Below are 22,131 nucleotides of genomic sequence, written 5' to 3'. Positions count from 1 at the left end.
TCGCCATGAACAACTCGGTTACGAACACGGCCCGGTTGCTCTGGGCCGGCCTGCGGGCCCTGCTGGTCCTCACCGTCGTCTGCGGGGTGATCTACCCGCTCGCGGTCACCGGCGTCGGCCAGGCGCTGTTCCACGACAAGGCCAACGGCTCGGAGATCAGCGCGAACGGGAAGGTCGTCGGCTCCTCGCTGATCGGCCAGTCCTACAACCTGCCGCTGAAGAAGGGCCAGGAGACCCCGGACCCCGACCTGAAGTGGTTCCAGGGACGGCCCGCCAATGGTCTGGGGGCGAACTCGGTCAACACGCAGTACAAGCTGATCCTGTCCGGCGCCACCAACCGGTCGGGCGACAACAAGGACCTCATCGACTGGGTGACCGCCGCCAAGAAGGCCGTCGTCAAGGACAACTCGGTGAACGGCTACACGGTCAAGCCCTCCGACGTGCCCGCCGACGCGGTGACGTCCTCCGGCTCCGGCCTGGACCCGGACATCTCCCCCCAGTACGCCGACATCCAGGTCCACCGGATCGCGGAGAAGAACGGCCTGACCGTCGCCCAGGTGCAGAAACTGGTCGACGAGCACACCGACAGCCGCACCCTCGGCTTCATCGGCGAACCCCGCGTCAACGTCCTCGAACTCAACATCGCGCTCAAGGCCCTGACCGGGAAATGACCGGGAGTCAGTGAATCGACGATGACCCGGGTGCTGGTCGTGGAAGACGACCCCCAGCTCGTACGAGCGCTCGTGATCAACCTGCAGGTCCGCCAGTACGGAGTGGACGCGGCGTCCGACGGCACCACGGCCCTCCGGCTGGCGGCCGTACGGCAGCCCGATGCCGTCGTGCTCGACCTCGGGCTGCCCGACATGGACGGTGTGGACGTCATCAGGGCGCTGCGCGGCTGGACCCGCGTACCGATCCTGGTGCTGTCCGCGCGTCGCGCCTCCGGCGAGAAGGTCGCCGCGCTCGACGCGGGGGCCGACGACTACATCACCAAACCGTTCAGCATGGACGAACTCCTGGCCCGGCTGCGCGCCGCCGTCCGGCGCACGGAGAGCCCGGCGCTCCTGCCCGGCTCCGACATGGTCACCACCGCCGAATTCACCGTCGACCTGGTGGCCAAGAAGGCGAGGCGCGCGGGCCGGGACGTCCGTCTCACGCCCACGGAGTGGCACCTGCTGGAGATTCTGGTCAGCAACCCCGGCCGCCTCGTGCCGCAGCGCCGGCTGCTCCAGGAGGTGTGGGGCGCGTCCCGGAGCAACAAGACCAACTATCTGCGGGTCTACATGGCCCAGCTCCGCCGCAAGCTCGAAGCCGACCCGTCCCATCCCCGCCACTTCATCACGGAGCCGGGAATGGGGTACCGCTTCGAGGCCGGGGACTGAGACCCGGGTGACGCGCGGGCCGGAGGGGAGCCCGTGTTTCACGCGCCGAGGACGGCGCGCAGGGCGCCGAGGAGGGCGCGCAGGGCGCCGCCTTCACGGACGGGCGCCGGGGCAGCGGTGCCGCCCCCGCGTACGGCGGGCCGGCCCGGCCCGCGGGCAAGGCGGTGTGGTTCGACCCGTCCCGCCGAGGCGATGACGACCGGGCGAACGGCCTCACCGGGCGCACCCCGCCTGGCGCGTCCTTGACGGCTCGCGACCAGGTGGACCCGCCACACTGACTCCGGACAGGACGAACCACTCGAAACCACCCTGTATCGCGAGGTCCCGATGGCGTACGGACTGGCCCGCCGCGAGCTGCGGCCGAGAGTGCCCCTGCGGCACGGGGAGGGCGACAAGTACCGCCTGACCAGCATCGAAGGGCTCGCCGCACTGTCCCTGGACGCGCTCAGCTCGGTGGCGTACGGACCCGAGGCGATCGTGCTCGTCCTGGTCGCCGCCGGGACGGGCGCGCTGACCGCCACGCTGCCGGTGACGCTGGTCATCGCCGCGCTGCTGGCGGTGCTCGTCGTCTCGTACGGGCAGGTGATCGCCGTCCATCCGGACGGGGGCGGCGCGTACGCGGTGGCGAAGAAGGACCTGGGACCGACCACCAGCCTGCTCGCGGCGGCCAGCCTCGTCGTCGACTACGTGCTCACCGTGACGGTCAGTCTGGCGGCGGGCGCCGCGAGTCTCGCCTCCGCCTTCCCGTCCCTCGGTTCGCACCTGCTGGCGATCTGCCTGATCGGCCTCGCCCTGCTCACCGCCGTGAACCTGCGGGGCGTGGCCGAGAGCGCCCGGGTGCTGATGCTGCCCACCGCGCTGTTCGTCGTGAGCATCCTCGGCATCGTCGTGCTCGGGCTGCTGCGCGGCCACCCCGTGGCCGTCGTGGGCACCGCGCACCCCGTGCACGCCACCGAGGCACTGGGCATCCTGCTGCTCCTCAAGGCGTTCTCCTCCGGCTGCTCGGCGCTCACCGGGGTGGAGGCGATCGCCAACGGGGTGCCCTCCTTCCGGGATCCGCGCGTCAAGCGGGCCCAGCGCACCGAACTGATGCTCGGCGCGCTGCTCGGCGTGATGCTGCTCGGCATGGCCCTGCTGATCCAGCGGGACCGGGTGGCCCCGCGCGGCGGCGTGACCGTGCTGGCGCAGCTCACGGCGGGCGCGTACGGGACGGGATGGCCGTACTACGCCACGAACCTCGTCGTCACCCTGGCCCTCGCCCTGGCCGCCAACACCAGCTTCGGCGGACTGCCCGTCCTGATGAGCCTGCTCGCCAGGGACCACCGGCTGCCGCACTTCTTCGGGCTGCGCGCGGAGCGCCCGGTGTACCGCTGGGGAGTGGTCTCCCTCGCGCTGCTCGCGGCGCTGCTGCTGATCGCCGTGGACGCCGACACCCACCGCATGATCCCGCTCTTCGCGATCGGGGTGTTCATCGGATTCAGCATCAGCCAGATCGGGCTGGTGCGGCACTGGGCGGGGGAGCGGCCGCGCGGCTGGCTGCGGCACGCCGCCCTCAACGGGATCGGCGCCGTCCTGACCGTCGTGGCGGGGATCGTCCTGCTGGCCACCAAGTTCCTGGAGGGCGCCTGGGTGGTGGTCGTCACCATCCCGCTGCTGATGCTGCTGTTCTCCCGCATCCAGCGTTACTACACGGAGGCCGGCCGGGAACTCGGGCTCGGCGAGACCCCGCCACCGCTGAGCGTCGCCGACTCCCTGGTCATCGTTCCGGTCAGCGAGGTCAGTCGGCTCACCCGGCACGGTCTGCAGGCCGCCCTCTCCCTCGGCCACGAGGTCGTCGCGGTCGCCGTCTACGGCGACCCGGCCAAGGTCCGTACGCTCAGGGCGAGCTGGGAGCGCTGGAACCCCGGGGTACGGCTGGACATCATCGACAGTCCGCAGCGCTCACTGGTGGAACCGATCGTCGAGTACGTCCGGCGGGCGGCGGAGGGAGGCCGGCAGATCGCCGTCCTCATCCCGGAGGTCGAACCGCTCCACCGCCGCTACCAGATCCTGCAGAACCAGCGCGGCCTGCTGCTCGCCACGGTGCTGCGGGCCCGTACGGACGTGGTCGTCTGTGTGGTGCCGTACCGGCTGAACCTCTGAGACCCCGGGCGTTCGGCGAAGGGGAAGCGGGTAGCCGGGAGGCGAGGTGCCGCGGGTGCGAGGGGCGTCGGCGCACGGGGGAGCGTCGCTTCCCGCGGATTGACGTGCGTCTTACCCCGGCCTGCCACACTGACCGCCGGACGAAGGGAGGACCGCATGTCGATGGTCGGGAACCTGCGCAAGGTCGCCCGGCTGGCGCGCGGTGGAGGCCAGGTGGACCTCAGTCATCCGGCCCGCTCCCCGCTCGGATCGGCCGTCGTCAACTGCGTCATCTACCGCGACGGGGTCCGGCAGGAGGCCGCCTCCAGCGTGGAGGAAGCCGTCGCTCGGGTACGCAAGCACGGGGGTCGCGGCTTCGTCTGGCTCGGCCTGCACGAGCCCACCGAAACGGAGTTCACCCGCGTCGCCGACCTGTTCGGCCTGCACCCGCTCGCCGTCGAGGACGCCGTCCACGCCCATCAGCGCCCCAAGGTCGAGCAGTACGGCGACATCCTCTTCGCGGTCTTCAAGTCCGTCGCCTATGTCGAGCACGAGGAACTGACCGCCACCAGCGAGGTCGTCGACACCGGCGAGATCATGGTCTTCACCGGCACCGACTTCGTGGTGACCGTACGGCACGCGAGCCACGGCTCGCTGGGCCCGCTGCGCGAGGACCTGGAAGCCGACCCGGAGCAGCTGGCCAAGGGGCCGGCCGCGGTGCTGCACGCCATCGCCGACCACGTCGTCGACGACTACCTGTCCGTCACCGACGCCGTCCAGGACGACATGGACCAGGTGGAGTCGGACGTCTTCTCACCGCAGGGTTCGAAGACCGCCGACGCCGGGCGCATCTACCAGCTCAAGCGTGAACTCCTCGAATTCAAGCGGGCCGTGGTCCCGCTCGGCCGCCCGCTGCACGCCCTGGCCACCCGGCCCATGCGCGCGGTCGACCCGGAGATCCAGGCGTACTTCCGCGACGTCGCCGACCACCTGGACCGGGTCACCGAGCAGATCACCGCCTTCGACGCGCTGCTCGACTCCGTCCTCCAGGCCCATCTGGCCCAGGTGTCCGTGGGCCAGAACGAGGACATGCGCAAGATCACCGCCTGGGCCGCGATCATCGCCGTACCCACCATGGTGTGCGGCGTCTACGGCATGAACTTCGACCACATGCCCGAACTCCACTGGCGCTTCGGCTACCCCCTGGCCCTCGCCGTCATCGCCCTGGCCTGCGTGGTCATCCACCGGGGGTTCAAGCGCAACGGGTGGCTGTGAGCCACGGAGAGGGCGGCAGGCGGGTGGGCCCGGGTGCGGTGCCGGTCCCGGCGCGGGGGACGCGGTGGGCCGCCGTGGCCGGGTCGGCGACCGGAACCGGTGCCTCGTCGGCCGGGTGCCCCTCGTCGGCCGGGTGGCGGCAGCAGTGCGGGCGGGACCCGGAGGCCCCGCCCGTCGTCACTCCCGAAGTCGCGCCCGTGTCACCGGAGAACGGAGCTCACGGCCACACCAGGCAGTACGGCTGATGCCCCGCCTCGTGCAGACGGTGGCTGAAATCCTGCCATTCGTGGAGAAGCTGGTACACGTTGAACGCGTCCCGGGGTCCGCCCCGGTCCGGCACCGTCGACCAGATGAACGCGGCCGCGCCCACCGCCTCCTCGCCGATGCCACGGAGCGGGTCGACGACGGTCATGGGGAGCTTCACGACGGCGTAGTCGGGGTGCAGGACGACGAGTTCCAGCGGGGGCACCTTGTGCAGGGGGACGCCCTCGATACCGGTGAGGACCATCGCGGCCATCGTCTCCGGCTTGATCTTGGTGAACATGCCGTTCATGCCGAGCTCGTCGCCACCGAGTTCCTCGGGGCGCATGGAGATCGGCACCCGGGCCGCGGTCGCGCCGTCCGGTGCGCCGAAGTATTTGTACGTCACCCCCACCCGGCCACCATTCCCGCTTCCTGCCCTGAGCCGGTCTGCCCCGCGGTCCGTGTAGTCCATACCGTCCATACGAGCCGACGAGTCGATCCGCTCAGGATCGCCCTGTGATCCTTGTGACCCTTGCGATCCCGGCGTGCCCTGTGCCTGCCGTGCCTCGGCTTCCTCCGCCTCGCGCCGGTGCTTCCCCCGCCGGGCACGCCGAGGACCGAGGTCGTCGGTCCCCTCGCCCAGTCCGCCACCGCGATGCATATCTCCACCCGACTGCTTTTCTAAGGCGCGCGACCCCCGCCACGCAACCCGATCATCGTGACAGTGACCTCCCCCACGGCCGCACGCCGAAACGTACGCTGAAACACCTGTCCGCAGGATCTTCGCAGCCTCTGACACCATGGTCCGTGTGAGCTATCCGTACGAAGCCCCAGTTTCGCAGACTCTTTTCGACCGTGCGGCTGCCGTCACGCCGGGCGGCGTGAACTCTCCGGTGCGCGCGTTCCGCGCCGTGGGCGGTACGCCCCGCTTCATGGTGTCCGGAAACGGTCCATACCTGACCGATGCCGACGGGAGGGAATACGTCGACCTCGTTTGTTCCTGGGGGCCGATGATCCTCGGTCATTCCCGGCCCGAGGTCGTCGCCGCCGTGCAGGGGGCCGTCGCCCGCGGCACCTCCTTCGGTACGCCGGGCGAGGGCGAGGTCGCGCTCGCGGAGGAGATCGTCGCCCGCGTCGAGCCGGTCGAGCAGGTCCGGCTCGTCTCCAGCGGGACCGAGGCGACGATGTCCGCCATCCGTCTCGCGCGCGGGTTCACCGGGCGGCCCAAGGTCATCAAGTTCGCCGGCTGCTACCACGGACACGTGGACGCCCTGCTCGCCGCGGCCGGCAGCGGCCTCGCGACCTTCGCCCTGCCCGACACCCCCGGCGTCACCGGCGCCCAGGCCGGCGACACGATCGTCCTTCCCTACAACGACCTCGAAGCCGTGAACGCCGCCTTCCACGCGCACCCGGGCGAGATCGCCTGTGTGATCACCGAGGCCTCGCCCGGCAACATGGGTGTCGTGCCGCCGCGCCCCGGCTTCAACCAGGGACTCAAGGACGCCTGCGCGAAGAACGGCGCCCTGTTCATCTCCGACGAGGTCATGACCGGGTTCCGTACCAGCAGGTCAGGCTGGTACGGCATCGACGGGGTCAAGCCCGACCTGATGACCTTCGGCAAGGTCATGGGCGGTGGCTTCCCGGCCGCGGCCTTCGGGGGCCGCAAGGACGTCATGGGGCACCTGGCTCCCGCCGGGCCCGTGTACCAGGCCGGCACGCTCTCCGGGAACCCCGTCGCGACCGCCGCCGGACTCGCGCAGCTGCGGCTGCTCGACAACGCCGCGTACGAGACGGTCGACGCCGTCTCCGCGCAGATCCGCGCGCTCGTCACGGAGGCACTCGCCAAGGAGGGCGTGGCGCACCGGCTGCAGAACGCCTCCAACATGTTCTCGGTCTTCTTCACCGGGCGTGAGGTGCGCGACTACGAGGACGCGAAGGCACAGGAGTCCTTCCGGTTCACCGCCTTCTTCCACGCGATGCTGGCGCAGGGCGTCTATCTGCCGCCGTCGTCCTTCGAGTCGTGGTTCGTGTCAACGGCCCACGACGAGCGGGCCATCCAGCGGATCGCCGACGCCCTCCCGGCGGCGGCACGGGCAGCGGCGGAGGCCACGGCATGAGCGAGAGCATGGGCGAGAGCATGAGCGAGAGTCAGCGTCAGGACATCACCGTCGTCCATCTCATGCGGCACGGCGAGGTCGCCAACCCGGACGGGGTGCTCTACGGGCGGCTGCCCGGGTACCACCTCTCCGAGCTCGGGCGGCAGATGGCCGACCGGGTCGCCGAGCACCTGGCGTCGCGGGACGTCACGCAGGTGATCGCCTCCCCGCTGGAGCGGGCGCAGGAGACCGCGACGCCGATCGCCAAGGCGCACGGACTCGACCTCGGCACCGACGGGCGGCTGATCGAGGCCGAGAACACCTTCCAGGGCAAGACCTTCGGGGTGGGCGACGGCGCGCTGCGCAGGCCCGAGAACTGGAAGTACCTCGTCAACCCGTTCAAGCCGTCCTGGGGCGAGCCGTACGTGGAGCAGGTCGTCCGGATGATGGGGGCGCTGGACGCCGCCAAGGACGCGGCCCGCGGTCATGAAGCGGTGCTGGTCAGCCACCAGTTGCCGATCTGGATCGTGCGTTCCTTCGTCGAGCGGCGGCGGTTGTGGCACGACCCGCGCAAGCGGCAGTGCACGCTGGCGTCCCTCACGACCTTCACCTACCGCGGCGACAAGATCGTCTCCGTCGGCTACAGCGAGCCCGCCCGGGATCTCGTCCCGTCCCATCTCCTCGCGGGTGCCAAGCCGGTGAAGGGGAAGAGCAAGGCATTCGGCGCGTAGTCATCTGTTTCCGGCCCCGCATATGAATTTCCGGTGACTGTGATGTGTGCCACTCGGATCGATCTTCGTAAAATACGATCAATATGAGCGAGTTGGCGGAACCCATCTGCACTTCGTGCCCTCTCATTATGTGTCTGCTGAGAGACAGCTGAGAGGGCGCGAAGGAGATGGGAACCGCATGCGGGACATCAGCCGGAGGGGAATGATCGGCCTCGGGGCGGGTGCCACGGCGGCACTCGGACTGGCGGCGTGCGGCACCGCGGACCACGACGCCGCCAACGGTGCCGGCGATTCACGGCCGGGTACATCCGGTAAGCCGTCCCGGCCCGGCGCCCCCAAGCCCACCGCGCGCCCGATAGGTGACGGCTCCACCTCCTTCACCGGCAAGCAGCCGAAGCAGCCCAAGGCCCCCGTGCCCCTGGAGCCCGGCGAGACCCCTCCGCAGTTCGTGATCTTCTCCTGGGACGGTGCGGGAGAAGTCGGGACCGGCCTCTTCTCCCGGTTCCTGCGGCTCGCCGAGGAACACGACGCGCACATGACCTTCTTCCTCTCCGGGCTCTATCTGCTGCCCGAGTCGAAGAAGCGCATGTACCTGCCGCCGAACAACCCCCGCGGCGCCTCGGACATCGGCTATCTCACCGACGACCACGTCAAGGCGACCCTCGGGGGCGTCCGGCAGGCCTGGCTCGACGGCCACGAGATCGGCACGCACTTCAACGGCCACTTCTGCTCCGGCCACGGCACCGTCGCCAACTGGACGCCGGCCCAGTGGCGCAGCGAGATAGACCAGGCCAAGGCCTTCGTCAAGGAGTGGCGGACCAACACGGGCTGGCACGATCTGCCCTCGCTGCCGTTCGACTACGACAAGGAACTCATAGGCGGGCGGACCCCCTGCCTGCTCGGCCAGAACAACCTGCTGCCGACCGCCAAGGAACTCGGCTGGCGCTACGACGCCTCCTCGCCCGGCGGACGCCAGCGCTGGCCGCAGAAGAACCAGGGGCTGTGGGACCTCCCGCTGCAGGCCGTCCCGTTCCCGGGCCACAGCTTCGAAGTCCTGTCCATGGACTACAACATGCTCGCCAACCAGTCGGTCAACTCGACGAAGGCGCCGTCGTACAACTACCCGGGCTGGCGCAAGCAGGCGGCCGAGGCCTACATCGCCGGATTCCGGCGGGCGTACGAGTCGAACCGGGCGCCCTTCTTCATCGGCAACCACTTCGAGGAGTGGAACGGCGGCATCTACATGGACGCCGTCGAGCAGGCCTTCAAGCACATCGCGCGGGAGAAGGAGAAGGGCGAGGACGTGCGGCTCGTCTCCTTCCGGCAGTTCGTGGACTGGCTGGACGTGCAGCCGCCCGAGATCGTGGCCAAGCTGCAGACCCTGGACGTGGGCCAGCGGCCGGCCGGCGGCTGGAAGACGTTCCTGGGCGACACGGGCAAGGGGGCCGGCGGCGCATCCGCCACGTCCTCGTCCAGCGCGTCGGGGAGCGCCACCTGAAATGGTGTTTTCCGCCCGCAAGGGGGGTGCGGAAGATCCCCGAAACGGGCATGCGAAACTTTTCACATGAGTGCCGCCTGTCGCGCCGAACAACGCTCGAACCGCACCCGTGGCCGCGTCGCCCTGCTCACCGCCGGGGCCGCCGTCGCCACGCTCGTCCTGTCCGCATGCGGATCCGGGGGGACCTCCGGGGGATCGGGCAACAGCAACTTCGTCGCGGGCAAGGACGGCATCTCCACTGTGGCGAAGAGCTCCCGGGTCGACGCCCCCGACCTCTCCGGCGCGACCGTCGACGGCAGGAAGCTCGACGTCGCGGACTACAAGGGCAAGGTCGTCGTCCTGAACGTGTGGGGTTCCTGGTGCCCGCCGTGCCGTGCCGAGGCGCCGAACTTCGTGAAGGTCGCCAAGGACACCGAGGCGAAGGGCGTGCAGTTCGTCGGCATCAACACCCGTGACTCCGAGACCTCGCTCGCCCACGCGTTCGAGAAGGAGTTCGGGGTCACGTACCCCAGCCTGTACGACCCGACGGGCAAGCTGATGCTCCGCTTCAAGAAGGGCACGCTCAACCCGCAGACGATTCCCTCCACGCTCGTCATCGACCGGGACGGGAAGGTCGCGGCGCGGACGCTGCAGGCCCTCAGCGAGGACAAGCTGCGCGAGATGCTCGACCCGATCATCGCGGAGAAGTGACGCGACGTGTCCCTTCTCGCCGCCTCCGCCGACGGAATGAACGGCACCGTGTACAGCGGGGCCCTGCTGCTCGCCCTGCCCGTTGCCGTGCTCGGCGGGCTCGTCTCCTTCTTCTCGCCGTGCGTGCTGCCGCTCGTACCGGGCTATCTGTCGTACGTCACCGGTGTCACCGGCACCGACCTGGCGGAGGCCAGACGGGGGCGGATGGTCGCGGGCGCCAGCCTGTTCGTGCTCGGCTTCACCGCCGTGTTCGTCTCCGGCGGGGCGCTGTTCGGGTACTTCGGGTCGACGCTGTACGAGCAGCAGGGCGCTCTGTCCAAGGTGCTCGGCGTGCTCATGATCCTGATGGGCGTCTTCTTCATGGGCATGATGCCCTGGCTGACCCAGCGCGAGTTCCGCTTCCACCGGCGGCCGGTGGCGGGTCTGGTCGGGGCGCCTCTGCTCGGCGCGCTGTTCGGGATCGGCTGGACGCCCTGCATCGGCCCGACCCTCGCCTCCGTGCTGGCGCTCTCCTCCAACGAGGCGAGCGCGGGCCGCGGGGCCATACTGACCGTCGCGTACTGCCTCGGACTCGGCGTGCCCTTCGTGCTCGCCGCTGTCGCCTTCCGCAAGGCGCTCGGCGCCTTCGGCTGGGTCAAGCGCCACTATGTCTGGGTCATGCGCATCGGCGGCACCATGATGATCGTGACCGGTGTGCTCCTGCTGACGGGTGCCTGGGACAGTCTGGTGCAGGAGATGCAGACGTGGTCCAACGGCTTCACGGTAGGGATCTGATCGATGAGCACGACCGACACCGATACCGACAACGGCACCGGTAGGACGGCGGCGGAACCGGCGGCCGCCAAGCGGCACATCGGGGTGAGCGCCGACGGTGAACTCGGCGAGGCCGGATCCCAGCTGTCCACGGCGCCCGTCGACACGGCCGTGCCCGGTTCGTTCGGCGGGATGCGGGCGCCCGGTCCGGCCGGGGCGCTGGCGTGGACCGGCCGTGAGGTCGTCGGCTGGGCGCGCTGGTTCTGGCGGCAGCTGACCTCCATGCGGGTCGCGCTGATCCTGCTCTTCCTGCTGTCGCTCGGCGCGATCCCCGGGTCGCTGATCCCGCAGTCCGGGACCGACGCGCAGAAGGTCGCGGACTTCAAGAACGCGCACTCATTCCTCGGTGCGGTCTACGACCGGCTGGGCCTCTTCCACGTCTACAGCTCGGTGTGGTTCTCGGCGATCTACATCCTGCTCTTCGTCTCCCTCATCGGCTGCATCGTGCCCCGCACCTGGCAGTTCGTGGGGCAGCTGCGCGGCCGTCCGCCGGGCGCGCCGAAGCGGCTGGACCGGCTGCCCGCGTACGCGACCTGGCGCACCGCCGCCGAGCCGGAGCAGGTCCGCGAGGCCGCGCTCCAGGTGCTCGGGCGGCGCCGCTTCCGGGCGCACGTCGAGAAGGACGCCGTCGCCGCCGAGAAGGGCTACCTCCGCGAGACCGGCAACCTGCTCTTCCACATCGCGCTCGTCGTGATGCTCGTCTCCTTCGCCTGGGGCCAGCTCTTCAAGTCCGAGGGCAACAAGCTGATCGTCGAGGGCGACGGCTTCTCCAACACGCTCTCGCAGTACGACGACTTCAAGTCGGGCAACCTCTTCGGCAGCGACGACCTCACACCGTTCAGCTTCGACCTGAAGAAGTTCACGGGAACCTACGAGCGGACCGGACCCAACAAGGGCACCCCGCGGACGTACCAGGCGGCCGTCACCTACAGCGTGGGCGCCTACGGCAAGGACCAGAAGACCCTCATCAAGGTCAACGAGCCGCTGAAGATCGGTGACTCGAAGGTCTACCTCACCGCCCACGGCTACGCGCCCGTCGTCACGGTCCGCAACGGCAAGGGCGACGTCGTCTTCCACGACGCCGTGCCGATGCTGCCGCTCGACTCGAACGTCACCTCGCAGGGCGCGATCAAGGTCATGGACGGCTACCGGAACGGGCGGGGGCAGCCCGAGCAGCTCGGCTTCTCCGGCGTCTTCGTGCCGACCTTCGCGGGCGCGGGCAAGGGCACGATGCTCTCGCAGTTCCCCGCACTCGACTTCCCCGTGCTCGCGCTGACCGGATACCACGGCAGCCTGGGGGTCGACGCGGGCATCCCGCAGAACGTGTACCAGCTCGACAAGTCCAAGCTGACGCAGTTCAAGGACGCGAAGGGCGACCCGCTCGCGGCGCGTCTGCTGCCCGGCGAGACCATGAAGCTGCCCGACGGCGCCGGCTCGATCACCTTCGACAAGGGCGTCAAGCAGTGGGCGAACTTCCAGGTCACCCAGCAGCCCGGCAGTGACTGGGCGCTCGCCGGAGCCTTCACGGCGATCTTCGGTCTCGCCGGCTCGCTCTTCATCCAGCGCCGCCGGGTCTGGGTGCGCGCCACCACGGGCGCGGACGGTGTGACCGTGGTGGAGATGGCGGGCCTGGGCCGCAGCGAGTCCGCGAAGCTTCCCGAGGAGCTCGGCGACCTGGCCGCGCTCGTGCACGAACAGGCACCCACCAAGACCGACGATCCCGACCCGGGGACGGGCTCCGAAGCCGGGGCGGACCCCGCCGCCGGGACGGACCCCGAAGCCGAGCCGGACGCCGATTCGGACACCACCGACCCCGACCCTCACGCCGTACCTGCCGCCGAAGGGGCTGAGAAGCAGTGACTCTCGCCACCGCTACCAACGAACACCTCGCCAACGTCAGCAACACGCTGGTCTACTCCTCGATGGCCGTCTACACGCTGGCCTTCTTCGCGCACATCGCCGAGTGGATCTTCGGCAGCCGCAGCAAGGTCGCCCGCACGGCGGCCGCGCTCACCTCCGGACCGAAGGCGGCGGCCCCCGCGGTCACCGTGAAGTCGGCGGGCGGTACCGCGGTCCTGGAGCGGCCGCAGGTCGTCACCCGGTCCGCGACAGGTTCCCGCGACGTGCCCGACGGTCCGGGAGCGCACGGCGGGGACGAGCAGGGCGACCTGTACGGCCGTATCGCGGTGTCCCTCACCGTGGTCGCCTGGGCCGTCGAGACGGCCGGCGTGGTGGCCCGCGCCCTGTCGGTGCAGCGTGCGCCGTGGGGCAACATGTACGAGTTCAGCATCACCTTCTCGACCGTCGCCGTGACCGTGTACCTGGCGTTCCTGCTGGCGCGGAAGGACATCCGCTGGCTGGGCCTGCCCCTGGTCACCACGGTCCTGCTCGACCTCGGTCTCGCGGTCACCGTCCTGTACACCGCCAGCGACCAGCTCGTCCCCGCCCTCCACTCGTACTGGCTGTACATCCACGTCTCGACCGCGATCCTCTGCGGCGCGATCTTCTACGTGGGCGCGGTCGGCACCCTGCTGTACCTCTTCAAGGACTCCTACGAGAACAAGCTGGCCACCGGTGGGCAGCCGGGACGTTTCGCCACCTCCGTCATGGAGCGGCTGCCCTCCTCGGCCTCCCTCGACAAGTTCTCCTACCGGGTCAACGCCGCCGTCTTCCCGCTGTGGACCTTCACGATCATCGCGGGCGCGATCTGGGCGGGCGACGCGTGGGGCCGTTACTGGGGCTGGGACCCGAAGGAGACCTGGGCGTTCATCACCTGGGTCGCCTACGCCTGCTATCTGCACGCCCGTGCCACGGCCGGCTGGAAGGGCCGCAAGGCCGCCTACATCGCGCTGATCGCCTTCGCGTGTTTCCTCTTCAACTACTACGGCGTCAACATCTTCGTCTCCGGCAAGCACTCCTACGCCGGCGTCTGACGTCCGTACCGTCGTGACCACGGGTGCGGAACCCTCCGCCCCGGGCCACGCTGGTGTCATGACCGGAACCATCGAAGAGGGAGCCGTCGAGACCCGGGGGGACACGCACGTACGGCACTGGCTGCTGCGTCTTCCCCAGCCTGTGGAGAAGGTCTGGGCGGCGATGGCCACCCCCGAGGGACTCATGGGGTGGCTGGCGCGGGCGGAGGTGTTCGAGCCGCGGCTCGGCGGGGCGGTCGACCTGCGCGGGCTGGGCGTCGGCCGGATCACCGCCTGGGACGTGGAGCGGGTCGCCGAGTACACGATGGAGAGCCGCGGCCGGGTCCGGTTCCACCTGGAGCCCGCGCCGCCGGACGACAGCGGCCCCGGCACCACCGTCCGGTTCACCCACGAGTACGAGGGCGACTACGAGCCCGGACCGTGGCAGCTCCGCTTCGAACGGCTGCTGACCCTGCTGACGCCCTAGCACCGCGACAGAGGTTCCCGGCCCGGCTACGACGGCGGCAGGCACTCCTTCGCCGGCGGCTTTCCCTCCGGCCAGGCGATCTTCACGAAGCGGGCGTGGGACTCGGGGGTCAGCTGCACGATCGGTACGGCCTTGTCGTACGGATTGCCGTGGGCGTCCAGACAGATCCACCCGCTCGCCCCGTTCACCCGCAGCTCCCTGCCCTTGACCTGCGGCCACTGGAGCCCCACGTCCGCGAGGGCCGGGATTCTCCCGGTCGGCGACGCCCCGCGGATGCCTCGCACGGCGAGCCGCATGGCGTCATGGGCGATGATCAGCTGGCCGTCGTCCAGGGCGATCGGGCCGACGGGGCCGACCGGTTCCTTCGTGGCGCGGGCCAGCAGCGCCTGGAGGGCCTTCGCGTCGGCCGCGCCGCCCCCGGTGCTCGCGGAGTCCTTCAGCCAGGCGTCCGGGTGGGCGAGAGCCGTGTACCGCACGGTCAGCAGCGGGTCCTTCAGGGCGGCCGGGTCGAGGTCCCGGTCGCCGGCGAGGTACGAACCCTCGTCGCCGGTGAGCACGGTGAACCGGCGGTCGTGGCAGCCGCGCTGGCCCAGCGTGTTGATGAACTGGCGCAGTTGGGTGTGGCGCCCGGCGAACAGCACGGTGTCGGTACTGGCCGGGGTGTTGCACAGGATGTTGGTGATCTGCGCGAAGACGTTGGAGGTGCTGCCCTCCTTGCTGCGGTCGGCGGGCGGCGTGAAGGGCTGGGCCTCGTAGCGCGAGCCCGTCAGCATCTTCTCGAAGGACCCCTGCAGGGTGCGCGTGTACGGGTCGCCCGTCCGGTCGTAGACCAGGAAGGCGTTGACGGCCGAGACCCTGGCGAAGGAGGCGAGGGCACGGGCCTCGTCCGTGTTGGTGGGGGAGACGCGGGCGAGGCCGGGGAAGGGGTCCTTGCCGTGCTGCCCGTTGGCGAGGTCGTCGGCGCTGATCGAGCTCCCTATCACCGGGATGCCCCGGGCGGTCAGCTCCGCGACCGCCTTCTTGTTGTTGTCGGTGCTCTGTCCGACCCCGGTCACCGCGCGCAGCCGGTCGGGTCCCTTCGCCATGCGCTCCAGCCGGTCGACCGTGTACCGCCAGTACGTGCCGGTGGAACCGGGGTTGGCCAGCACCAGACGGATCTTCGGCTTCAGCCCTGTGGTGTCGTGGTTGGCCTGGTACTGGGCCAGATAGGCGCCCTGGAGTTCGTGCAGCACGTCGGCCAGGAGGTCGGCGTCGGTCGCGGTGAAGGGCTCCAGCAGGGCGACGGTGACGTAACTGCCGGGCCCCAGGCGGGCGTTCTCCCGGTGGATGGCCCGTACGGTGTCGGCGAACTGCGGCCGGCCGAAGGCGTACGCGGACCACGAGACGCCCACGCACTCGCGACTGCCCTCGGGCTGGACGACGCCCGCTGCGCAGGACCGATTCTCCTTGGTGGCCGTCATACCGCCCCAGATGCCGAGGCCCGCGAGGACGGCGACCAGGGTCAGCGCCACGTACCGGCGGAAGCGGATCTCCCAGACGTCCTCGCGCAGCCAACGCCACCAACGCGCCATCATCGGTCCCCGTCCCGTGTCATGCCTGGCCCCCGGTCCCGTTCTCGTCGTCGGCCGGGACGCGCAGCGGGCGTCCGGCCAGCGCGTCCGACGGCCACTCCCGCGAGGCCCGCCACAGCAGCGGGTTGCCGGCGGGCCGCAGGTTCGACAGCTGCTCCAGTTCGAAGCGGAGCCGTTCGCCCACCTTCGGGTCCGGCAGCACCAGCGGATCGCTCAGCTGCCAGACGGCGTGCAGCAGCCGTCGTACCCGCAGATGCAGTACGGCGTCCACGCTGTCCGGCGGCCGCTGGGCCGCGTCGGTGCGGCCGAGCGCGATCGACGCCCGGTCGTCGTGGCCGGCGTGGCCGTCGGCGTCCCGGCCGTCCGGACCGTGTGCGTGGTAGTACGGCGCCGACGCGATGAAGAGCAGCGTCGCGAGCCAGCTCCCGGTGTCGGCGCGCGGGAAGGTGTCGCGCAGGTGCGCCACCGCGAAGTCCGCCTTGCCCAGGGCGAGTTCGTGGTGCAGCCGATAGCGGTCCCGGTCGGGCAGGTCCTCGTCGCCGTAGTGGTCGACGAGGGTGCGGTGCACGGCCCGCCACCGCTCGTGGTCCGGGTCGCCGTGGTGCAGGCGCAGCAGGAGCAGCGCGCGCAGGAACGGATCGCCCACGAACTGCCCGGCGGCCGTGGGCAGGCCCTCCCGCGCGAGCCGTTCCTCCAGGTCGAGGACGCCCGAGGCGCCGAAGTCGTCCGGGAGCTGGACCTCCGCGAGGGCGCACGCCGAGTCGCGGTCGTGGGCGGCGGCGAGCACGGTCAGCTCGTCGAGCCGGCCGCCGGGCACCAGCCGGTCCAGCAGTTCCAGATAGGTGGGGCGGCCGTCGTGGTCCTCGTGGACGACGACGGCCGCGGTGAGCAACGCGCCCAGCGAGGCGGCTCCGCGCGGCAGGTTCTGCCGGGCGGACTCCGCGAGCAGGGTCACGCCGAGCGGGTTGCCGCCGGTCAGCCGGTGGGTCGCGTGCGGGAGGTGCGGCGGCACGTCCAGGCCCTGGGCGGTGCCGCCCAGCAGGTGCAGGGTGTCGTCCGGGGTCAGGGGCGGCAGCGAGAGGAGCAGTGCCCGCGAGGACGGCGAGGTGCCCGGCTCCCAGCCGGTGTGCCGGACCACCTCGGGGAGGGTGCGCCGGCCCGCGTTGCGCAGCGCCGGGTGGGTGTCCCCGCGCAGGGCGGCGAAGAAGACGACCTGGTCGGCGATGCCGTCGGCGCGGTCGCGCAGCACGGGTTCCAGCAGGCCGAGGCCGGCCGGCTCCCGCACGTTGTCGATCAGCACGACCGGGCGGCCCAGCCGGTGCGAGCGCTGCATGACCCCCGCGTACGCGTCGTCGAGATCGGCCAGCAGGGCCCGTACGAGATGGCGTTCGGCGTGCGTGCGGGAGTCGCCGCCGGCGCGGAAGTGCGCGGAGAGCAGGATCAGTCCGAGCTTGGCGTTGCCGCCCGCGTTCGGGTAGTCGCGGTACCAGGTGGCGGCCCTGCGCAGTCTGCGGTGGGTGGGGGCGATCCCCTCGGCGAAGGCCTCCAGGGTCGCCTCGATGATCGGCTCCACGACCGGGCCCGTACTGCTCATCGAGGCGATGAGTTTGGCGACGACCTTGCTCACCCAGCGGCCCGCGAAGCCCGACAGACGTGAGCCCGTCTCGTTCAGGAGCAGGATGCGTTCCGCCTCCTGCCGGATGCGTGGCACGTCGCGGTCGCTCCAGCCGCCCGCCGCCACCGCGAGCAGCCCGGAGGCCAGCCGCGGGAAGCCGATCCGCCCGGCGCCGGTCACCGGCTCGGCGAGCTGCTCGGCGATCGTGGTGAGCGCCTGCCCGACCGGCGACCAGGACTCCGCGGGCCGCTCGGGCGCGGGAGCGGTGAACTGCCGTTCCTCGCCGTCGACGAGCGCGACCGGCGTATGGCCGCGGTAGGCGTCCCGCAGCTCGCGCAGCACCGCGCTCCCGCCCAGGCCCCGGCCGCCCGTGAACACCACGAAGGGCGGTTCCTTCGGGTGTTCGACGGGGATCGAGCGCAGTTGGTACGGGCGCAGCCCGACGAGACGTGAAGCGAGACCGGGCGGGTCGGTGTCGAACAACGCCCCGCGTCCGTGCAGCCCTCTGTGCACCGCATCTCCCCCTGGCGCGGTCCGGTCCTGCCTGTGCTGCTGTGAGGTGTATCAATACCAGTGTAAAAAGGGGGAGTTGTTTCGGACTAGGGTGCGTGATGTCCGTTTGGTTACGGAAATCTTCCGCGTCCTTTCCGGCGGCTAGCCCACAGTGATCGAATCGAGCTTGTCCCGCAGGTACGCGTGGGAGTCGACCGGCGGGTACGCGACGCGGCCCACCGGAGCCGGTACGGACTCCACCAGCGTCCCCGGCGTGCACTCGCCGAAGTAGACCAGTGACATCAGCTCCTCGGCGGGCGCGTCCGCGGGCGGCGGCAGCACCCGGTGCCGCCCCGAACGCCACCGGTCGCCCGTCCAACGGGCCATCAGGTCGCCGATGTTGACGGTGAAGGCCGCCGGATCGAAGGGCGCGTCCTGCCAGCCGTCCTCGTCCGTGAAGACCTGCAGCCCGCCCTTGCCGGCCTGCCGGTCGAGGAGGGTGACGGTGCCGAAGTCGGTGTGCGGGCCGATACGGAACTGGCCCGGCTCGGGCGCGCCCACGACCTCCGTCCCCGGATACCAGTTGATGTTGAAGCCGTACGTCGGGTGGTCCATGTGCCGGGTGAAGAAGTCCGGCTCCAGGCCGAGCGCCTCGCCGAGGAGGGCGAGCAGGTGGTTCTCCAGTTCGCCCATCCGGGCCAGGTACTCCTCGCACAGCGCCCGCAGCCCGGGAGCCTCGGCCGGCCACACGTTGGGCGCGTACCACTCCGCGTTGGTCTCCGGGTCCTCGAACGGCTCGTGCGTCGCGAAGGTCAGCGACTCCTTGAGGTCCGGCGGGGTCTCGGTGCCCTCGGCGTACCCGTTGGCCTCGGCGCCTGGACCGAGCCAGCCGCGTCCGCCGACCCGGGCGGCGTACGGCTGTTTCGTCTCCGTGGGCAGCACGAAGAAGGCGCGCGCCGCCGCCCGGATCCGGGCACGCAGGGACGGGTCGACGCCGTGGCCGGTGACGAGGAGGAAACCGGCGGTCCGCAGGGCGTCGTCGACGGTACGGGCGATCCGCGCGCGGGTCGCCCGGTCGCCGGCCAGCCACGGCCGCAGATCGACGGTCGGGATACGGGGACGGGACGCGGGTTCCGCCCGGCGGGGGGCGCGGGGGTCACTCACCGATGTCCTCGTTCCACAGGGCCGGGTTCTTCCCGACGAAGTCGCGCATCATGGCCGCGCACCCGGGATCGTCCAGCAGGACGATCTCCACACCGTGCCCGGCCAGCCACTCGTGGCCGCCGTGGAAGGTCGCGGCCTCCCCGATCACCACCCGCGAGATGCCGAACTGCCGGACCAGACCACTGCAGTACCAGCACGGCGACAAGGTGGTCACCATGGTCGTACCGCGGTAGGTCCGCTGCCGTCCGGCGGCACGGAAGGCCGCGGTCTCCGCGTGCAGGGACGGGTCGCCGTCCTGGACGCGCCGGTTGCGGCCCCGCCCGAGGAGGGTGCCGTCGGCGCCGTACAGCGCGGCGCCGATGGGGATGCCGCCCTCCGCGAGACCGGCGCGCGCCTCCTCGACGGCGGTGGCGAGCCACGCGCGGGCCCGTGCCGGGTCGACTGCCTGATCGATGCGCTCCATGTCTCCACTGTCCTGTGGGCGGAGCGCGAGGGCAACGCACGAAGCACTCTCCCGGCGAGCCGGACCCGGACGGACCGTCAGCGGCGGTGCCGCGCGTACTGCCGGGCCAGCGCGTGGAAGGACTCCTTCGGCTCCCAGTGCCAGCCGGCGGCCTCGGGAGCGCCGGGCCGACGGTCCTCGACCGCCTTGACGAGGGAGTAGCTCGCCGTGTCGAGGTCGTGGCGCGGGTCGCGGGGACGGTGCGGGGCGTCCGGGGTGACGAAGGTGTACGCCATCGCCGAGTACAGGCCCATCGACTCGAACACCGACAGCACGTCCGTCAGATACGCGGCCTGCGCGCGCTCGCTGCGGACGACGCCCTGCTTGATCTCCGGCGGCTCCTTGCCGTAGTCGACGACGTCCCAGCCCATGCCGCCGCGCTCCGGGGCGCCCTCGAAGGTGCAGCAGCCGAACTCCATGACGGCGACGGGCTTCCCGAACCGGCAGTACCGGGAGAGATCGCGGACGTACGCGTCCCGGTGCCGGAAGAACCCGTAGTAGTCGATGCCGACGAGATCGAAGAGCCCCCAGTCGACGTCCTCGTCCTGCGCGGCGGCGTACGTCAGCCGCCCGCGGAAGACGGAGCGGCCCACGCCCGCCGCCCGCGCCGTGAAGCGGTGCAGACGCCGTGCCATCGTCACCGGGTCGAACGTACCGTTGAGGAGGTTCTCGACGCGTTCCTGGGCGTTGGCGCCGGGCACGATCCCGGGCACGTACAGCACGAACTCGCACCCCACGCTGAGGTGCACCCCGGCACCCTGCCGCCGCAGCCGCTCCGCGTACCGCCCCGTCTCCGCGAGATGGTCGAGGATGTCACGCTCCGGCACGTCGCCCAGGGTCGGTTCGAGCCAGACGTGCAGGCCCCGCTCCGCGGCCTCGGCGGCCGTGGCGGCGAGCCGTTCGACGCCGTCGCCGGTGACCTTGACGGAGTTGGCGTGCAGGTCGTGCGCGAGGGCGCGCACGTCGCCGCGCATCCGCCGGGCGCTCCACCCCGTACCGGGCGTCTCCCCGTCCGTCACCTCGTAGACCGCGCCCCGGTAGGTCAGTCCGCGCCGGCCGGCCGTCGCCCCGGCCCGCCCCGCGGGCAGCACCGCCGCCGCCGTCCCCGCCGCGGCCATTCCCAGGAACCGTGCCCGGCTGATCCCCTGCATCGCGCCTCCCCGTGTCGTCGTCCCGGCCCAGTCTGGGCAGCGGTCCGCCGCGGCGCCGTCCGCCGATGGTCTACGGGCGGCGGCCGAAGGTATGAGCCGGGGCGGGGCGCGTAGACCATCGGCGGACAGCGCGGACAGCGCACGGGTGGGGCGCCGGGTTCTTCGGCTACTCCCGCTCCCTGCGGGCCAGTACGAACGCCTGGGGCGTGCTCTCCCGCGCGTCGGCCTCGCGGACGAGACGCGCGACCTCGACCAGCCCGGCGGCGCGCAGCAGTCCCGCGACCCGCTCGGGCGGGAAGCGGTGGACGTCGAGGTCGAGGTCGTGCCCGTACGCGTGGTCCAGGCGCACCCGCTCGTCCCCCACCTTGTAGGCGAGGAGGAGATGGCCGCCGGGGGCCAGTACGCGGTGGAACTCCCCGAAGAGCACGGGGAGTTCCACCAGTGGCGTATGCACGGTGGAGTACCAGGCCAGCGCTCCGGCGAGTGCGCCGTCCGCGATGTCGAGGGAGGCCATGGTGCCCACCTCGAACCGCAGTTCCGGGTGGCTGCGGCGGGCCACCGCCACCATCCCCGGCGACAGATCGATCCCGTACGCGTCCAGCCCGAGCCCGTCCAGATACGCGGTCACCCGCCCCGGCCCGCACCCGAGATCCGCGACCACCCCGCCCCCGCCGTCCGTCACCTTCTCCGCGAAGGCCCCGAGCACGGCCCGGTCGAACGGCTTGTCCGCCAACTCCGCCCTGAGCAGCTCGGCGTAGTCGTCGGCGACGGTGTCGTACGACGCCCTGATGGCGTCCGGGCGAGAGGTCATGGCGGCGGACCCCAGCCCGCGTCACTGACAACGCGTTCCCGACGACGGGCGTCCGCCGGGCTGTTCGCCCGATCGTCCGCCCGGCTCAGGATTCGTCGTCGGACTTGCTCTGCTGCTCCCGCCGCCGCAGCTCCTCCTCGCGGCGCTGCAGGTCGGCCTCCCAGTCCTTCAGGAGCGCCTCGTCACGGTCCGGCCGCTCGGCCTTGTCGGTCCTGAGGGAGTTGAGGAACTCCGGGTTGTCGTCCGGGGCGACGTACGGCGCGCCCTGGTCGCGGCGCCATCCGGTGGCCGCGGCGCCCGCCGGGCCCCCGCGGCGCGTGCGGCCCGCGACGAGCCAGGCGACCGGCCCGACCAGTACCTCGCCGAAGAGCAGGATGATGATCACCCACACCACCTTCGGCAGGCCGCGGACCTCTTCCTCGGGGGTGTTCAGGCAGTCGATGAAGGCGTAGATCCACAGCGCCAGGACCAGCAGGAAGGGCAGATACCTGAGCATGGCCGAACGGTCCCCCAGTGAGCGACGGCGGGGCGGCACACGGCCCCGGTGACGCGGCCAGGGTAGCGGTTGGCCCCGCCG

At 71.1% G+C, this 22,131-nt stretch carries 20 protein-coding genes; 12 read left to right on the top strand and 8 right to left on the bottom strand.

Translation table 11 applies throughout. The features are described 5' to 3' along the window. Positions 1-5 precede the first annotated feature (5 nt). The 4 genes from OG199_RS19195 to OG199_RS19180 all read left to right on the top strand — a co-directional run bounded on the left by OG199_RS19195 (position 6) and on the right by OG199_RS19180 (position 4,778). Positions 6-671, top strand: a complete 666-nt coding sequence (locus tag OG199_RS19195; protein ID WP_356801096.1) for a potassium-transporting ATPase subunit C — start codon at positions 6-8, stop codon at positions 669-671. A 21-nt stretch (positions 672-692) separates the two neighbouring features. After that, positions 693-1,382 carry a response regulator gene (locus tag OG199_RS19190; protein ID WP_405830458.1) on the top strand — a complete coding sequence of 230 codons (690 nt, stop codon included), beginning with the start codon at positions 693-695 and terminating at the stop codon, positions 1,380-1,382. Between the two features lie 327 nt (positions 1,383-1,709). After that, positions 1,710-3,524 carry an APC family permease gene (locus OG199_RS19185; protein WP_405830457.1) on the top strand — a complete coding sequence of 605 codons (1,815 nt, stop codon included), beginning with the start codon at positions 1,710-1,712 and terminating at the stop codon, positions 3,522-3,524. Positions 3,525-3,680: 156 nt separating this feature from the next. Continuing rightward, entirely contained in the window at positions 3,681-4,778 is a 1,098-nt protein-coding gene (locus tag OG199_RS19180) for a magnesium and cobalt transport protein CorA (RefSeq protein WP_405830455.1), read from the top strand. A gap of 217 nt (positions 4,779-4,995) precedes the next feature. Here the strand turns inward: OG199_RS19180 and OG199_RS19175 are convergent, their stop codons facing one another. Beyond that, positions 4,996-5,682 carry a hypothetical protein gene (locus OG199_RS19175; protein WP_194280607.1) on the bottom strand — a complete coding sequence of 229 codons (687 nt, stop codon included), beginning with the start codon at positions 5,680-5,682 and terminating at the stop codon, positions 4,996-4,998. A gap of 139 nt (positions 5,683-5,821) precedes the next feature. On the opposite strand from OG199_RS19175, the gene hemL reads away from it, so the two are divergent. From hemL to OG199_RS19135, 8 genes are all read left to right on the top strand, one after another. Then, a complete protein-coding gene (hemL, locus tag OG199_RS19170; RefSeq protein ID WP_405830454.1) occupies positions 5,822-7,138 on the top strand; it encodes a glutamate-1-semialdehyde 2,1-aminomutase in 1,317 nt (438 codons plus the stop codon). After that, entirely contained in the window at positions 7,135-7,848 is a 714-nt protein-coding gene (locus tag OG199_RS19165) for a histidine phosphatase family protein (RefSeq protein ID WP_401809594.1), read from the top strand. Before hemL ends, OG199_RS19165 begins: the two co-directional genes overlap by 4 nt. 178 nt (positions 7,849-8,026) lie before the next feature. Continuing rightward, positions 8,027-9,346, top strand: a complete 1,320-nt coding sequence (locus tag OG199_RS19160) for a hypothetical protein (protein WP_405830453.1) — start codon at positions 8,027-8,029, stop codon at positions 9,344-9,346. A 66-nt stretch (positions 9,347-9,412) separates the two neighbouring features. After that, the gene (locus OG199_RS19155) at positions 9,413-10,036 is read left to right on the top strand and encodes a TlpA disulfide reductase family protein (RefSeq protein WP_356801089.1); all 624 of its coding nucleotides are present in this window, start codon (positions 9,413-9,415) and stop codon (positions 10,034-10,036) included. Between the two features lie 36 nt (positions 10,037-10,072). Then, a complete protein-coding gene (locus OG199_RS19150; RefSeq protein ID WP_356801103.1) occupies positions 10,073-10,810 on the top strand; it encodes a cytochrome c biogenesis protein CcdA in 738 nt (245 codons plus the stop codon). 3 nt (positions 10,811-10,813) lie between these two features. Then, positions 10,814-12,709: a cytochrome c biogenesis protein ResB gene (locus OG199_RS19145; RefSeq protein WP_356801088.1), complete on the top strand. Its 1,896-nt coding sequence runs from the start codon at positions 10,814-10,816 to the stop codon at positions 12,707-12,709. Further along, complete coding sequence (gene ccsB, locus OG199_RS19140) at positions 12,706-13,782, top strand: c-type cytochrome biogenesis protein CcsB (RefSeq protein WP_401809602.1); 1,077 nt, start codon at positions 12,706-12,708, stop codon at positions 13,780-13,782. The genes OG199_RS19145 and ccsB overlap by 4 nt, the downstream gene beginning before the upstream one ends. Positions 13,783-13,840: 58 nt before the next feature. Continuing rightward, complete coding sequence (locus OG199_RS19135) at positions 13,841-14,248, top strand: hypothetical protein (RefSeq protein ID WP_405830450.1); 408 nt, start codon at positions 13,841-13,843, stop codon at positions 14,246-14,248. 26 nt (positions 14,249-14,274) lie between these two features. Here the strand turns inward: OG199_RS19135 and OG199_RS19130 are convergent, their stop codons facing one another. From OG199_RS19130 to OG199_RS19100, 7 genes are all read right to left on the bottom strand, one after another. Beyond that, a complete protein-coding gene (locus OG199_RS19130) occupies positions 14,275-15,819 on the bottom strand; it encodes an ABC transporter substrate-binding protein (RefSeq protein WP_405834588.1) in 1,545 nt (514 codons plus the stop codon). Between the two features lie 19 nt (positions 15,820-15,838). Beyond that, the gene (locus tag OG199_RS19125) at positions 15,839-17,947 is read right to left on the bottom strand and encodes a hypothetical protein (RefSeq protein WP_405830449.1); all 2,109 of its coding nucleotides are present in this window, start codon (positions 17,945-17,947) and stop codon (positions 15,839-15,841) included. Between the two features lie 141 nt (positions 17,948-18,088). Beyond that, positions 18,089-19,090: an isopenicillin N synthase family dioxygenase gene (locus OG199_RS19120; RefSeq protein ID WP_405830447.1), complete on the bottom strand. Its 1,002-nt coding sequence runs from the start codon at positions 19,088-19,090 to the stop codon at positions 18,089-18,091. Next, on the bottom strand, positions 19,083-19,553 hold the full coding sequence (locus tag OG199_RS19115) for a nucleoside deaminase (RefSeq protein WP_356801083.1): 471 nt from the start codon (positions 19,551-19,553) through the stop codon (positions 19,083-19,085). The genes OG199_RS19120 and OG199_RS19115 overlap by 8 nt, the downstream gene beginning before the upstream one ends. 77 nt (positions 19,554-19,630) lie before the next feature. Then, positions 19,631-20,743: an abortive phage infection protein gene (locus OG199_RS19110; RefSeq protein ID WP_401809614.1), complete on the bottom strand. Its 1,113-nt coding sequence runs from the start codon at positions 20,741-20,743 to the stop codon at positions 19,631-19,633. Positions 20,744-20,909: 166 nt separating this feature from the next. Then, positions 20,910-21,554 (bottom strand): class I SAM-dependent DNA methyltransferase, encoded by a 645-nt coding sequence (locus tag OG199_RS19105; protein WP_405830446.1) that lies wholly within the window; start codon positions 21,552-21,554, stop codon positions 20,910-20,912. Positions 21,555-21,639: 85 nt separating this feature from the next. After that, positions 21,640-22,050, bottom strand: a complete 411-nt coding sequence (locus OG199_RS19100) for a PLD nuclease N-terminal domain-containing protein (protein ID WP_356801080.1) — start codon at positions 22,048-22,050, stop codon at positions 21,640-21,642. Positions 22,051-22,131: the final 81 nt, after the last annotated feature.

The sequence above is a fragment of the Streptomyces sp. NBC_01176 genome, from assembly GCF_045039825.1.
Classification (GTDB): Bacteria; Actinomycetota; Actinomycetes; order Streptomycetales; family Streptomycetaceae; genus Streptomyces.
The sequence above is the reverse complement of the archived record's forward strand: the minus strand, read 5'-3'. Positions and strand labels throughout refer to the sequence as shown.